The 14447-nt window shown below is 73.3% G+C and carries 12 protein-coding genes; 5 read left to right on the top strand and 7 right to left on the bottom strand.

Annotated elements, in window-relative coordinates:
- Nucleotides 1–22 precede the first annotated feature (22 nt).
- The 3 genes from AC0B61_RS09470 to AC0B61_RS09460 all read right to left on the bottom strand — a co-directional run bounded on the left by AC0B61_RS09470 (nt 23) and on the right by AC0B61_RS09460 (nt 2182).
- Nucleotides 23–520, bottom strand: coding sequence for a DUF6114 domain-containing protein (locus tag AC0B61_RS09470; protein WP_471740109.1), 498 nt, complete (start codon nt 518–520; stop codon nt 23–25).
- A 113-nt stretch (nt 521–633) separates the two neighbouring features.
- Nucleotides 634–1290: a DUF6230 family protein gene (locus tag AC0B61_RS09465; protein WP_471740035.1), complete on the bottom strand. Its 657-nt coding sequence runs from the start codon at nt 1288–1290 to the stop codon at nt 634–636.
- Between the two features lie 139 nt (nt 1291–1429).
- Nucleotides 1430–2182, bottom strand: a complete 753-nt coding sequence (locus tag AC0B61_RS09460) for a TetR/AcrR family transcriptional regulator (RefSeq protein WP_471740034.1) — start codon at nt 2180–2182, stop codon at nt 1430–1432.
- Nucleotides 2183–2695: 513 nt separating this feature from the next.
- Here AC0B61_RS09460 and AC0B61_RS09455 point away from each other — a divergent pair.
- The 4 genes from AC0B61_RS09455 to AC0B61_RS09440 all read left to right on the top strand — a co-directional run bounded on the left by AC0B61_RS09455 (nt 2696) and on the right by AC0B61_RS09440 (nt 7199).
- Nucleotides 2696–3364: a Tat pathway signal sequence domain protein gene (locus AC0B61_RS09455; protein ID WP_471740033.1), complete on the top strand. Its 669-nt coding sequence runs from the start codon at nt 2696–2698 to the stop codon at nt 3362–3364.
- Nucleotides 3365–3520: 156 nt separating this feature from the next.
- A complete protein-coding gene (locus tag AC0B61_RS09450) occupies nt 3521–4459 on the top strand; it encodes an AAA family ATPase (RefSeq protein ID WP_471740032.1) in 939 nt (312 codons plus the stop codon).
- The gene (locus tag AC0B61_RS09445; protein WP_471740031.1) at nt 4456–5937 is read left to right on the top strand and encodes a VWA domain-containing protein; all 1482 of its coding nucleotides are present in this window, start codon (nt 4456–4458) and stop codon (nt 5935–5937) included. Before AC0B61_RS09450 ends, AC0B61_RS09445 begins: the two co-directional genes overlap by 4 nt.
- 86 nt (nt 5938–6023) lie before the next feature.
- Nucleotides 6024–7199 (top strand): serine hydrolase domain-containing protein, encoded by a 1176-nt coding sequence (locus AC0B61_RS09440; RefSeq protein ID WP_471740030.1) that lies wholly within the window; start codon nt 6024–6026, stop codon nt 7197–7199.
- A 71-nt stretch (nt 7200–7270) separates the two neighbouring features.
- Here the strand turns inward: AC0B61_RS09440 and AC0B61_RS09435 are convergent, their stop codons facing one another.
- From AC0B61_RS09435 to AC0B61_RS09425, 3 genes are all read right to left on the bottom strand, one after another.
- Nucleotides 7271–8251, bottom strand: coding sequence for an alpha/beta fold hydrolase (locus AC0B61_RS09435; RefSeq protein WP_471740029.1), 981 nt, complete (start codon nt 8249–8251; stop codon nt 7271–7273).
- Nucleotides 8252–8388: 137 nt separating this feature from the next.
- The gene (locus tag AC0B61_RS09430) at nt 8389–11895 is read right to left on the bottom strand and encodes a S8 family serine peptidase (protein ID WP_471740028.1); all 3507 of its coding nucleotides are present in this window, start codon (nt 11893–11895) and stop codon (nt 8389–8391) included.
- Between the two features lie 533 nt (nt 11896–12428).
- Nucleotides 12429–13280: a siderophore-interacting protein gene (locus AC0B61_RS09425; protein WP_471740027.1), complete on the bottom strand. Its 852-nt coding sequence runs from the start codon at nt 13278–13280 to the stop codon at nt 12429–12431.
- Nucleotides 13281–13361: 81 nt separating this feature from the next.
- Here AC0B61_RS09425 and AC0B61_RS09420 point away from each other — a divergent pair, with 81 nt between their 5' ends.
- A complete protein-coding gene (locus AC0B61_RS09420; protein WP_471740026.1) occupies nt 13362–14186 on the top strand; it encodes a TetR/AcrR family transcriptional regulator in 825 nt (274 codons plus the stop codon).
- A 14-nt stretch (nt 14187–14200) separates the two neighbouring features.
- Here AC0B61_RS09420 and AC0B61_RS09415 read toward each other — a convergent pair whose 3' ends face one another.
- On the bottom strand, nt 14201–14398 hold the full coding sequence (locus AC0B61_RS09415; RefSeq protein WP_471740025.1) for a hypothetical protein: 198 nt from the start codon (nt 14396–14398) through the stop codon (nt 14201–14203).
- Between the last annotated feature and the right edge of the window lie 49 nt (nt 14399–14447).

Raw genomic sequence — 14447 nt, 5'->3', positions numbered from 1 at the left:
ACCCGGACGCGGGGCACCCGCGTCACACCGGGGCCGTCCCGGTCGCCCGCCGCTCCTCGCGGCGCTCCAGCCGCCGCTGCCGGCCCTGGCGCAGCGGCTGGTCGGGCAGCCAGCCGAAGGTGAGGCAGGCGCCCACCACCCCGAGCAGCATCCCGATCAGGAAGCCGCCCAGGTTGGAGGTGATCCAGCTGCCCAGGGAGGCCAGCACGGCGAGGATGGAGTAGAACAGCCGCTGCGCCGGGTTGAACAGGATCAGCAGGCCGCACAGCACCAGCACCGCCGGTACCAGGTACCCGGCCAGCCCCTGCATCCCGATGTGCAGGATGACGGGAAGCGGGGCCTTGAGGGTGAACAGGATCTCGGCGCCGCCGAGCACCACCAGCAGCCCGCCCCAGAACGGTCGCCTGCCCCGCCAGTCGCGCCTGACCGGGCGGGCGCGGGTGGCGGTCTCGGCGGCGGGAGCCGGGGCGGCGGTGCCGGGCGCGGCAGTACCGGGTGCGGCAGTACCGGGTGCTGCGATGCCCGTTGCGGCGGTGCCGGGTGCGGCGGCCGTCCCCTCGGCCGCCACCTCCTCGGCCCGTGGCGCGGCGCTCTCGCCGGTCCCGGCCGGCTCCGGTACGGACGCCGTCATGCTCAGCAGCCCTGGGAGGCGAAGCTCAGCCGCAGGTTGGGCAGTTTGAACCCGACGGCGGTGCTCGCGTAGTTGTGCTGGTTGAGGTGTGTCAGCTGGACGGTGTCGGCCTGCTGCCCGAAGACGCCCGGGTTGCCCTTGCCCGCCGGACCGGCCTTGGTGTAGGTGCTTGCGTCGCCGCCGATCTCGATGTTGGTGAACTCCGCGTCGCCGGAGAGCAGGTCGGAGTCGGTGGTGAGGTTGGTGGCGCTGACGGGGGTGCCGCCGTCGCCCGCGTGGATCACCAGGTTGATGCCGCCGAGGTCGACGCTCTGGCACAGGTTGGTGATCTGGGCGCTCTTGATCGCCGACACCGCGACCAGCACCTGGCCGCCGGTGGAGCCCGCGTTGGGGCTGTCGGGGATCATCGAGTCCAGGGCGCCGAACTGGGCGAAGCCCTGGCCTTCCAGCTTGTCGGCGGTGATCGTGAACGGCATGCCGGAGATGGAGAACTGCGCGGCGAGCACGCCCTGGGCGGTGAGCGCCATCAGGACGCCCCCGGCCGCGATGGCCGGTACGGCCATCAGGGCGGTGCGCTTCAGCCGGACCCGGCCTCTTCTCGGCCCGGTCGGCGTCTGCGCGGTCTCGGCCGCCGCGGCGGCGTCCTCGGACATGGCCATGTGTGCTCCCTGTGGGTGGATTGGGTGTGCAGGCACTGGCACGTTGCCCTGGCGCGGACAGCGTTCCCCGGCCCGGCCGGCCCGGCCGCCCCTCGGCAGCGGGGCGGATCCGGTCGGAGCGCGGTGAGTAACTGGGAAGCTACTGCCGGGTATTGGCCGGGTCAATACGGGTGCACGAAGGATCTTCACCAATCCCCGACCCGAGCCGTACGGCCGCCTCCGCCGGGCCGAGGAACGGCGCCAGGCAGAACATGCTCAACCCCGGCAGCAGATCCGGCAGTTGTTCGGTCGCGCCGGAGTCGACCCGGCGGTAGACCGCGCTGTAGACGCCGCCCACCACGGCATCGACCAGCTCCTGCACCGCGATGCCGCAAGGAAGTTGGGGCACCTCGGCGAAGAACGCCCGGAACTTCTTGAGGAGTTGGTCGCGCTCGCGCCGCCCGGACGGGCCGACCGCCTCGATCTCGATCACCGCCATGGTGGCGAACGCGGGTGTACCGGCCAGCAGTTGGAGCATAGCGCCGAGCGCCCGCCGGATCCCGTGGCACCAGTCGGGCTCGGCCGCGAAGACCGCCGCCATCCGCCGGATCACCACCCCGGTCCCGTACCGGTGGGCCGCCAGGAAGGCGTCCTCCTTGCCGCTGAACAGCTCGTAGAAGACCGGCCTGGTCACGCCCGCCGCACGGCAGATGTCGCTCACCGTGGCGTGCTGGTAGCCGCGTTCGGCGACGGTCCGCACCAGGGCGTCCAGCAGCCGCTCGCGCTGGGTCGCGGCGACCACGCCCGCGGGGAGCCGGCGCGGGCCGGGCTTGATCGACCGGGCGGGGTCGCGGCCGGTGCGCGCGCCCGGCAGCAGGACCATGTCGGCACTCCGGAGGTAGTTCCGATCCATCACCAACTCCTGTGTCCTGTATTGACATTGGCGGAACACCGGGTTTACAACACTGACAGGTTTCCAACCGGTGGGCGAGCAGGCCCCCACCGGCCGACCTCCAGGGGCCCCACCGCCCGGGCGAACCGCCCGGGCCACGGGACCGGGACCACGGCGAACGCAGGCCCGCGGCGGTGGCAGCCGCCGACGTGCACCCCCACGCAGCACCGCACGTCCGCACCGACTCGGCGCAGTCCCGCCGCGTTCCCCACCGCCGTACCGGCGCTGTGTTCCGCACCGCCGTACGGACGCAAGGCCGTACCACTCGCACCCTCGCACCGCCCGGACGTCCGCCCCGCGTACGTCCGTTCACCGCCGTACCGCACGAGCGGGCCCGTGGCGCCGGGCCCGCCCGTTCCCGCGGCTCCGCCGGAGCCCCCGGTACGCCATGCACCTCCCCCGTCGTGCGCACCACCACACCCGCACGCCGGGAATCCCCCCACCCGTCCCCTCGGACGGAGAGAGGTCACCCTCATGCGCATCCGCCGCACCCTCGCCACCGCCGCCCTCACCGCCCTCGCCCTCACCGGCGCGGCCATGGCACCCGCCGAGGCCGCTTCCGCCGTGCTGACCACCGGCAGCCCGTCCGGCCCCGCCGTCGCCGTCGGCGACGTCCTGACCGCCAACCTCGCCTCCGGCAGCTACGCGACCTTCTACAACAGCGCGACCGGGACGAGCGGCATCAAGTGTGCCGCCTCCTCCTTCTCGGCGACCGTGACCGCCAACCCGGCCGCCCCGGGTAGCGCCGTCGAGCAGCTCAACACCCAGACCTTCGGCTCCTGCACCTCCAACGTCCTGGGCGTCACGGGCGTCAGGAGCATCACCGTCACCAACCTGCCGTTCACCAACACGGTCAGCGACGCCCCCGGCAACCCGGTCAAGCTCGCCCCCGGCGCGGCCGGCCCGATGGGGACGACCGTGGTGCTCAGCACCATCCTGGGCAGCGTCACCTGCAACTACCAGAACGCCACCGGGATCAACGGCACCACCTCGAACACCGGCAACACGATCGGCTTCTCCGCCCAGCCGTTCACCCTGGTCTCCGGCCCGGGCCTGTGCTTCACGACGGGCTACTTCAGCGCCACCTACGGCCCGGTGACCGACACCTCCGTCGCCGGCAGCCCGGTCCTGTTCGTCAACTGACGCCAGGGCCCACCGGCACGACAGCGGCGTACGGCACCCGCACCACGCCGTACGCCGCTCCCCCGAGCCTCGGGGCCTCGCGACCTCGGGACACCGAAGTGACCGGCCGGTAGGGTGGCGCCGCACGGAGACGGCGAACCGGAACGGGGCGGGCACATGGCCAGCGACACCAGCGGCACAGGCGGCACCAGCGGCAGTGGCACCGGGAACGGGAACAGCAGCGGCGCCGACAACGGCACCGGCTTCTTCACCTCGGTGGCCGACGCCGCCGAGCAGCTGGCCGCCACCGGCTACCTCGCCTCCACCGCCGTGGCCACCACCGTCTTCCTCGCCGACCGGCTCGGCAAGCCACTGCTGGTCGAGGGCCCCGCCGGCGTCGGCAAGACCGAACTCGCCAAGGCCGTCGCCGAGATCGGGCAGGCCCGGCTGGTCCGCCTGCAGTGCTACGAGGGCATCGACGAGGCCCGCGCACTCTACGAGTGGAACCACGCCAAGCAGTTGCTGCGGATCACCGCCGGCCGCGACGAGGGCTGGCAGGACGCCCGCACCGACATCTTCGGCGAGGAGTTCCTGCTCACCCGCCCGCTGCTCACCGCCATCCGCGGCGAGGAGCCGACGGTGCTGCTGATCGACGAGATGGACAAGGCCGACGTCGAGGTCGAGGCGCTGCTGCTGGAGGTGCTCAGCGACTTCCAGGTCACCGTCCCGGAGCTCGGTACGATCACCGCGAGCCGCCGCCCCTTCGTCCTGCTCACCTCCAACGCCACCCGCGAACTCTCCGAGGCACTGCGCCGGCGCTGCCTGTTCCTCCACCTCGACTACCCGGACGCCGAGTTGGAGCGCCGGATCGTCCGGCTCAAGGTGCCCGGCCTGGACGACACCCTGGCCGAGTCGCTCGTCCGGGTCGTCGGCGCCCTGCGCGCGATGGAGCTCCGCAAGGCCCCGTCCGTCGCCGAGACCATCGACTGGGCCCGCACCCTGCTCGCCCTCGGCGCGGACACCCTGGACGAGGCCGCCGTCCGGGACACGCTCGGCGTGATCCTCAAGCACCAGGACGACATCCGCAAGGCCATCCGGAAGCTCACCCCCGCATGACCACCGCTCCCCTGCCGGGCGGGCCCGGACCGTCCGCACAGGAGCCGGCCGACACCGCCGCCCGCCTCACCGGCCTGGTCCGCGCCCTGCGCGGGCACGGCCTGCGGATCGGCCCCGCCGAAACGGTGGACGCCGCCGCCGTCCTCGACGTCCTCGGCTTCACCGACCGCGAGCAGATGCGGGCCGGCCTGGCCGCGGCCCTGCTGCGCTCCGACGGCCAGCGGGCGGTCTTCGACGCGACCTTCGACCTGTTCTTCCCGCTGGGCGTCGGCACTCCGGAAGCCGTCCGCGCCGATCCTCCGCCCCGGCCCGACGACCCCGAGCCGCCCCGCTTCGGCCGCCCCGACCCCCTGCGGGACCAGCTGCGCGAGCGTCTCGCCGCCGCGCTGGCCGCCGACGACCGCGCCGCCCAAGCCCGGCTGGCCGGCGAGGTGGTGGAGGCCTTCGGCCGCTACGGCGCCGGCAGCGCCCCCGGCTCCGACGGCTGGTCCGCCCAGCAGGCGCTCGGCCGGCTCTCCCCCGAGACGCTGCTCGCCCGGATCCTCGCCGCCCTGCGCGACCGGCACGGCACGGCGGACCTCTCCGACCGTGTCCTCGCCGACGAGGTCCGCCGCCGCATCAGGGGCTTCCGCGCCCTCGTGTCCGGCGAGGCCCGCCGCCGCGTCGCCGAACTGCGCGGGCCCGAGCGGATCGCCGAACGCGCCGTCGCCCCCACCGCCGACCTGATCGACTTCCTCCACGCCGGCCGCGACCAGCTCGCCGAACTGCGCCGCACCGTCCACCCGCTGGCCCGCAAGCTCGCCACCCGCCTCTCCGCCCGGCGCCGCCGCGCCGCCCGCGGACGGATCGACCTGCGCCGCACCCTGCGCCGCTCGCTGGCCACCGGCGGCGTACCGCTGCGCCCCGCCTACCGGCTGCGCCGCCCGGCCCGGCCGGAGCTGGTGCTGCTGTGCGACGTCTCGGGCTCGGTGGCGGGCTTCGCCGACTTCACCATGCTGCTGGTGCGGGCGATGAGCGAACAGTTCAGCAAGGTGCGGGTGTTCGCCTTCGTCAACCGCACCGCCGAGGTCACCGACCTGCTCCGCGACGGCCACGGCGATGGCGCCGGTGCCGGCGACGACCCGGCCCGCCTGGCCGCCCGCATCCTCACCGAGGCCAAGGTCATGGGCTACCACGGCAACAGCGACTACGGCTCCGCACTGGGCGACTTCGCCGAACACCACCTGGCCGCGGTCGGCCCGCGCACCTGCGTCCTCGTCCTCGGCGACGCCCGCACCAACCACCGCGACCCCAACCCGGACGCCCTGCGCCGGATCGCCGCCCGGGCCCGACGGGTCTTCTGGCTCAATCCCGAGCAACCCTCCCTCTGGCCCACCGGCGACTCCGCCGCCCTCGTCTACGCCGACGTCGTGGAGATGCACCCCTGCCGCAACGCGCGCCGCCTCGGCGACCTGATCACCCGCCTGCTGCCGGTCTGACGCCCCTTCCGGGAGATCCCCCACGCGCCCCTGAGGTCCGCCGGAGCGCGTGTCGCCGATGATCGGAGCCGGTTAGCGTCCGGACCATGACCTCGACTCCGCGCAAGCACCTCGCCATGGCCTCCGCCGTCGCGGCGCTGCTCGCCACCAACGTGGCCGGCGCCGTCGCCCAGCCCGCCGGGCCCTCCGCCCTGGCCCAGTTACGCCGGGACACCGAAGCGATCCACGCCCTCGGTGTCAGCGGCGTGCAGGCCCGCGCGGTCGCGCCCGACGGCCGGCAGACGGTCGCCACCAGCGGCACCGCCGACCTGAGGACCGGCCGCCCCGTCCCCTCCGACGGCTACTTCCGCATGGCCAGCACGTCCAAGACCCTGGTCGCCACCGCGGTGCTCCAGCTGGAGGCCGAGGGCAGGCTGTCCCTGGACGACACGGTCGACCACTGGCTGCCGGGGCTGGTGCGGGCGAACGGCCACGACGGCCGGCGGATCTCCGTCCGCCAACTGCTCCAGCACACCAGCGGGATCACCGACGACGGCCTGCCCGGTTACACCACGGAGGAGGAGTACTACCAGCAGCGCTACGACGTCCACAGTGCCGAACAGCTGGTCGAGCTGGCCATGGCCCACGAGCCCGCCAAGGAGCAGTGGCACTACTCCAACACCGGCTACGTCCTGCTCGACCTGATCATCCAGAAGGTCACCGGCCGGCCCGCCCACCAGCAGATCGAGGAGCGCATCCTGCGCCCGCTCGGCCTCGACCACACCCGGTGGACGGGCACCTCGCCCACCCTGCCCCGCCCGCACGCCCAGGCCTACCAGTACTACGGCCCCGGCTCCCGGGTGGACGTCACCGACCAGATACCCGTGGACCACGAGAACCTGGCCTGGGTCACGACCACCCGGGACGAGAACGACTTCCTCCGCGCCCTGCTCGGCGGCCGCCTGCTGCCGGCCCGTCAGCTGACCGAGATGAAGCAGACCGTCCCCGTGGAGGGGCTGGCCGCACTGCTGTGGCACAACGGCGGGTACGGACTCGGCCTGGTCGAACGCCCCCTGGACTGCGGCGGGACCTACTGGAGCCACGAGGGCGGGGACGGCGGCTACATCACCCTCAACGGCGTCACCGACGACGGCCGGCGAAGCGCCGTGGTCTCCATGTCCGAGGCGCGCGGCGACACCCAGGACCACATGGTCGCCCAGGAGGGCGCGGCCGACGCCCTGATCGAACACGCGCTGTGCGCCGGGGCCCCCGGCACCCCGTGAGCGCGGGCCCGGGCGGCCGACCTCAGGCCGCCCGGGCCGCCCAGGTTTCCCCGGCGTGCCGGCTTCGACTCCTAGTCCAGCGAGGCGAGGAAGTCCAGCAGCGCCTCGTTGACCTCCGCCGGCCGCTCCTGCTGCGTCCAGTGCCCGGTCTCCGGGAGGCGGATGTGCCGGCGCAGCCGGGGCGTCACCTCCTGCAGCAGGTGGGCCATCACCTCGGGCGGGACGATCGCGTTCACCAGGTCCTGCTCGCCGGTGACGTACAGCGCGGGCGCCTCGATCCGCCGGCCGGCGAACGCCGCCATCAGCTCGTTGTTCCGGTCGATGTTGCGGTACCAGTTGAGCCCGCCGGTGAAGGCCCGCTCGCCGTGCCGGGCGTAGTCGGCCGCGAACGCGTCGAGGTCCGCCTCGGTGAGCCACGCCGGGAGCCGCGTCGGCTCCGGCAGGGAGTCCAGCAGCTTCACGCCGTCCGGGACGACCCACGGCTTCGGCTCCCCGTCGGGGTGGGTGCCGGCGAGGACGCGGCGGAAGGTGGCCTTCGGGTCGGCCGCCAGCTCGGCGTCGGCCCGGCCCGGCTCCTGGAAGTAGATCTGGTAGAAGCCCTCGCCGAACCTCTCCCGGGACAGCGCCAGCGGCCCCGGCCCGGACGGCAGCGGCGGCACGCTCAACCCGGCGACGCCGCGCACCAGGTCGGGGCGCAGCGCCGCGGTGGCCCAGGCGACCGGGGCGCCCCAGTCGTGCCCGACCACCACCGCCCGCTCCGCGCCGAGTGCGCCGATCAGCGCCGTCACGTCGCCGACCAGGTGCAGCAGGGTGTACGCGTCCACGCTGGTGGGCTGCTCACTACGGGCGTAGCCGCGCTGGTCGGGCGCCACCACCCGGTAGCCGGCCTCGGCGAGCGGCCCGAACTGGTGGCGCCACGAGTACCAGCTCTCGGGGAAGCCGTGCAGCAGCAGGACCAGCGGCCCCTCCCCCTGTTCGGCGAGGTGCAGCCGCACCCCGTTCACCTCGACCTCGCTGTGCTTGATCGCCTCGTACGACACGGAACTCCCCATTCGTCAGCAAACGCACGTACGTTCCCGTACCTGCCCAGCGGGCCGCTCCCGAACCCTCGTCCTTCGCCGGCCGGACGCAGCCGAGGCCGCCCCGGGATTCCGGGACGGCCTCGGCCTCAGGGTGGTCCGACGTGGTGTCAGTTCACCGTGTAGCTGTACGGGATCGCCGCGAGCACCGCACCGGTGGTGTTCAGGGCGTTGTTGGCGGTGGCCACGCCGGTCGGGCCGGACACCAGGTACAGCACGCCCTTGACCGTGCTGCCCTTCGGGCCGGTCGGGGTCAGCGTCACCTGCAGCGAGCCGGTGGCGCCCGGCGCGACGGCCACCGGGTTGGCGGCCTGGGCCGAGGCGTTCACCGAGGCGGCGTACGGGTCACCGGTGCTGGAGGTCAGCGCCGGGTCGAAGGCCTGGGTGTGCGCGGTGGCCGTGATGGTGGAGGTGCCGGTCGGCGCCCCACCGTTGCCGAACGGGCCGATCTGCTGGACGAAGGTGCTCCAGTTGCCCGGGACGATCGGCTGCTCGGCGGTGCCGTTGTCGGTCACGACCGAGAGGGCGGAGCCGTCCTGGGCCTTCTTCAGGTCGCCGAACAGGTCCGGCGAGCCGGTGGTGGCGCTCAGCTCGATCTGCGCCGGCGTCGAGGACGCCGCCACGGCCTTGAGCTGGTCGGTGCCCGGCGGCACCAGGAAGGACGGCACCGAGGAGCTGAGGCTCAGCGGCAGGTTGACCGTCGCCGAGGCGTTCTGCGGCACCAGCGGCAGGTCCGCGCGGCGGTCCAGCCGGCCGTCGGCCGCGATCTTCTGGGTGGCGACGGTGTTGTTGGTGTAGTTCACCTGGACGGTGACCGGCTTGCCGGCCGCCAGCTTGGTGCGCGCGTCGTTCGGCAGACCGGCCGCGGTGGCCTGGTCCTGGTTGAACGCGACGGTGCCGGTGAAGTCCTGGGCGAGCTGCTGGCCGCTGACCGGGCCGAGCACGTTCAGGACGAACCGCCAGCGGCCGGCGGCCGGGTTGACGGTGGTGGCCGAGACGCCGGCCGAGGAGCCGGTCAGGTTGCCCTGCGCGTCGAACTGGCCGTTGCCCTCGATGTCGACCGGGGTGCCGTTCGGGCTGATCAGCGCGCCCTGCATGAGCAGGTTGGCGTCCTTGCCGACGGTGAGGCCGACCCGCAGGTCCTTCTGGCCCTTCGGGACGTCGAAGCCGTACGAGAAGCTCTGCGTCGGCGAGTAGCTGCGGCCGTTGCCACCGGTGATGGTGCCGGTGAAGGTGCCCTTGCCCTGGCTGACCGGGATGAGGCTGCGCAGCACGACCGGGACGCTGGTGGTGTTGCCGTTCGAGCCGGAGACGACGATCGCCTCGCTGGAGTCACCGCTGGTAGCCGGGGTGGTCAGCTGGACCTTGAGGGTCTTGGTCTGACCGGGCTGCAGCTCGGTGGTGCTCGGGCTCACGGCGCCGGCCGGCACCGCGCGCTGGGTGCTGGTACCCAGCTGGACGGGGCCGGTGAAGCCGGCCTTGCCCGCCGGGGTGTAGAGGATCGCGGTCCACTCGCCGGCCACCGGGTGCGGGACGTCGACCAGGCCGTAGTTGGCCGGGGTGGCGCCGCCCTGCGGACGGGTGTTGGTCTCGAAGCGGCCCGACGGGTCGAGCAGCGTCATGCGGACCACCGGGCCGTTGGAGACCGGGTTGGCCGCGCCGTGCCAGGCGATCGAGGCCGCCAGGCGGTCGGCGCCGGCCGGCACCGTGAACTTGACCTGCTTCTGCACCCAGTCGGCACCGTTGGTGGCGTACTTGAAGGTGTCCTTGGCGGACGAGTCCAGCTGGACGGTCTGCTGGTTGTTCGCCTGCGGGGCGAAGCTGCGGGTCGCGGCGCTCACCGTCTGCGGCTCGTCACTGGTGTTGGTGACGGACACGTCGGTGGTGTGGGTCGAGCCGGGGGTGCCGGCGATGTCGACCTGGCCGGTGTTGACCACGACGGTCCTGGCGCCGTCGGTGCCGTCACCGTCGTCGTAGCCGCGGGCGGCCTCGACGGCGGCCCGGACGTTCAGCAGACCGGCGCCCTGCTCCTCGGCCGGGACGCCGAGGTCGGTGGCGGTGCCGGTGAGGAACTTCTTCACCAGCGCCGGGGCGGGCGAGTCGCCGCCGTGGGTGTCGCGGTAGGCCTGGATGACCAGGGCCGCGGCGCCGGTGACGAACGGGGCGGCCTGGCTGGTGCCGCCGAACGGCTGGATCGGCGAGGCCTGGCCGTTGAAGCCGGTGCACTCGGTGTACTTGGCGACGTCGGGGGTGCACAGCGCCCAGTCCGACTCACCCGGCGCGACCAGGTCGACCGTGCGGCCGGCCTGGGTGAAGCCGCCCGAGGACAGCGCGGAGATGCGGCTGTTGCTCCAGGTCTTGTTGGAGAACTGGGCGGCGGCGTAGCCGGTCTGCTGGTAGTTCTGGTTGTCGGTGGAGGCACCGACGGAGATCACGTACGGGTCGGTCGACGGCGTGCCGATGGTGCCGCTGATGCCCGCGTCGCCGGAGGAGACGGCCACGGTGACACCGGCCTTGACGGCCTGCTCGTTGAAGAGCGAGATGGTGTCGTGCGCGCCGCTGTCCGGGGTGACGTTGCCGCCGAAGGACTCGTTCAGGACGTCCACGTGGGCGACCCGCACCGCGTAGTCGATCGACTGCAGGATCGACGAGTTGGACATCAGCTCGCCGCCGGCCTTGAGGGCGACCAGGTCGGCGTCCGGGGCGAGGCCGCGGATGCGGATGTTGCAGCCGGCCGGGAGCGGGTGCGAGGCGTTGACGAACTTGGAGACGTCGTAGGTCTGGCGGCCCTGGGCGATGACCGCCGAGGCGTCGCCGAAGGCCTCCGCCGCGCCGGTCGGCGCGTCCCAGCCGTCGCCCGCGAAGTCCTTGTAGTCGACCACGGCGTGCGAGCCGTCGGCCCGGATGAAGTCCGGGTTGTTCGGGTCGAGGCCGTCCGCGATGTACGCGACCTTGACGCCCTTGCCGGTGGCCAGGTTCTCGACGCCGGGCTTGCCGTTGCCGGTGTAGGCCCTGGTCGAGTAGAGGCCCTCGGGCTCCAGCAGCGGCTTGGCCGGGTCGGAGGGGCAGACCGTGTTGGTCGCGTTCTCCTCGGCGCCCTGGCCGTTGCTGCCCGTAACGGCCTGTGCGGCGGCGGCCTTGGGCGCCTTCGCGCCGGCGGCACCCGCGGTGTCGGCGGCGTCCTTGGCGGTCTTCGCCTTGCCGGCGGCCGCCGGGGCGACCTGGACCTGGGCGTCCGTCACCACGGAGGAGACGGCCGGGTCCGCCTGCAGCTGGGCGCGCAGGGCGGGGCTGACCGTGGCCGAGAAGGCGTTGCCGACCACGAAACTCTTGATGTTGGTGCCGCCGCCTGCCTTGACCCTGTTCAGCAGCGGCGCCTGCGAGTCGGCGGCCTTCTGCTGGCGGGCGCCCAGGTGGCCGTGGTCGGCCGGGGCGTCCGTTATCTGGTCCTTGAGGATCACGATCACCGGCACCGGGGCCCCGTCCGTGGACGCCGCCTGGGCGTTCTGCGGGTCCGGGGTCGGAGCTGCGTTGGCACTGGTCCCGAGGCTCAGGACCATGGACGCGGCGGTGACCGTGATGGCAGCTGTTAGCTGGGCTTTTCGCCAGCCGATCATGGACATCCTTTCGTCTGATGCGACGTCAGGTTGCACGGCTCAGCGTACGCGGATCCGGATCGGAGGCGTGGTTGCTCGGACCGCGCGTCCCGACAGCTGTCGAATTCCAGCGCATGCGACACGACCACGACAAGGGGGAAATGACCATCAAAAAGTAAAAATAACCATCAGGAAGTAAAATTCACGGCAGAAATCGGGCCATCTCCGCCCCTTTTCCCCGAGCGAGTCCGGTCGCTTCCGGCCGGATCCGACCGGAAGCGACCGGACCGGCTCCGAAAAAGCGCCGGTGGCGAACTCTCGACACTGGCGAAACACCGCCACCGTCCGCGGGCCCACCGACAGCCGCCGCCACTCGTCGACTGCCTACTTGTCGACACAGACACTTGTCCTTCCCCGCCCGCCCACGCCGAAACCGGGTCTGACAGCCGGGGCCGGCAGCCCGTTTTCCGGCGGGCCGGGAGTTCGCCCACGCACCTTCCCGGCCCGCACCGAATCTCCGGGCTGTCGGGTCGCCTGACCGCCGGACCGCCCGATCAGGAAGCAGCCGACCGCTCCTGAGCGTCCGCCAGGTCCTCGGCGGCGGGCGCGTCGTCCTGGGTCAGCCGGTGCCGCCAGTAGCCGGTGAAGTCGACGGACGACTTCGGCACCCCGCGCTCCTCGACCAGGTGCCGGCGCAACGCCCGCACCGCGCCCGCCTCCCCGGCCAGCCAGGCGAACGGCGGGCCGGCCGGCAGTGCGGCGGCCCGGACGGCTCCGACCAGGACGGCGCCCGGCGCGGCGCCGCCGCGGTGCAGCCAGTGCACGGCGAGGTCGGCGCGGCTCTCCAGCGGCTGCCGCTCGGCCTCGTCCGCGACCTCGACGTACGCGAGCGCCCGCACCCCGGCGGGCAGCGCCCCGACCAGCGTCGCGAGCGCGGGCAGCGCCGTCTCGTCCCCGGCCAGCAGCACCCAGTCGGCCGCCGCGGCGGCCTCGGCGAACGGGACCGGTGGCGCGTACAGCGCCGAGGGGCCGACCATGCCGAGCCGGTCCCCCGGCGCGGCGCGCAGCGCCCAGGCGGCGGCCGGGCCGGTGTCGCCGTGCAGCACGAAGTCGACGTCGACCAGCCGGGTGCCGGGCCGCCGGCCGCGCAGGGTGAAGCTGCGCAGCAGCGGGCGTTCGGGCTCGGGGATCGCGAGGTAGTCCTGGTACCAGCCCATCGGGTCGTCCTGGCCCGCGGGCAGCACCGGCTCGGCCTGCCCGGCGCGGGGAAAGCAGAGCTTGAGCTGCTGGTCTGGCGCAGTGCCGACGGTGTCGGCCAGTTCCTCGGCCTCGAAGGTGATCCGGGCGGTGCGCGGGGTGATCCGGCGGACTTCGACGACCTCGACGAAGGTGACGGGCAGTGTCATCGCGAAACCCCTTCGGTTGGTAACCTTACGGCATAAAGCGTTGCTGTCACGCCGATACTTTACGACATAAGGAGATGCCGGATGACCGTCTACGCCGGGCAGGGCGACGCCCACCGGTCGCTCACCCTGCTGTGGGGCGGGCCCGAGGAACCGCGTACCGGGCGCAGCGGCCCCAAGCCCGGCCTGAGTGTGGACGCGATCGTGTCCGCCGGAATCGCGGTGGCCGACGCCCAGGGCATGGCCGCACTGTCGATGCGCGCCGTGGGCGAACGGCTCGGCCGCACCGCGATGGCGCTCTACACGTACGTGCCCGGAAAGGCCGAACTGCTCGACCTGATGCACGACCGCGTGCTCGCCGAAATGCCGGAACTCCCCGAATCCCCCGAACTCCCGGAATCTCCGGCCGCCTTGGCCGGGGCGGCGCCGGCGGACGGCTGGCGCGGGGCCGTCACCACGTGGGCCGGGGAGTTGTACGCCTGCTACCTGCGCCACTCCTGGGTGCTCCAGGTCTCGCAGGCCCGCCCGGTGCTCGGTCCGGCCGAACTCGCCGCGATGGAAAGCCTGTTGCGCGCGCTGCAGCCGGCCGGCCTGGCGCCCGGACGGCTGCGCGGAGCGGTCGCCGCGCTCTGGCAGTTCGTCCGCGGCCTCGCCGCCACGACCGCCGACGCGCGCGCCGCGGCCGCCGCCACCGGTGTCGCGGACGAGGAGTGGTGGACCGCGCGCTCCGCCCGACTGGCCGAACTGGCACCGGACTTCACCGCACGCTTCCCGCTGCTCACCGGCCTGCAGGGCGCGGGCGGCGGCGCCCCGGAGGAGAGCCACCAGGAGGCGTTCCGCGCGGGGCTCGACGTGCTGCTCGACGGCATCGCGGCGGGGGCGGCCCCGTCGGCGGGGGCGAACGAGTAGGCGGGACCAGCCGGTCAGCCGCGCCGGGCGGCGGGGATCGCCAGCAGCACGCCCAGCACCACCAGGGCGCCGTACCCGACGGTCTCGTGGCCCTCCGGCACCAGGAAGCGCACGAAGCCGAACAGCCGGAAGCCCCCGAGCCGACCGGACAGCAGGCCGGAGGCACCGCCGAGGATCAGCACGAAACCGAGGTAGCCGAGCAGGGTCTTCATGCCCCCGAGCCTAGGGTCGCGCCACTCCCCGGACATCCGACTTTCGGCG

This window comes from Kitasatospora sp. NPDC023385 (assembly GCF_055664045.1).
This window is presented reverse-complemented; position numbering and strand designations above follow the sequence as displayed.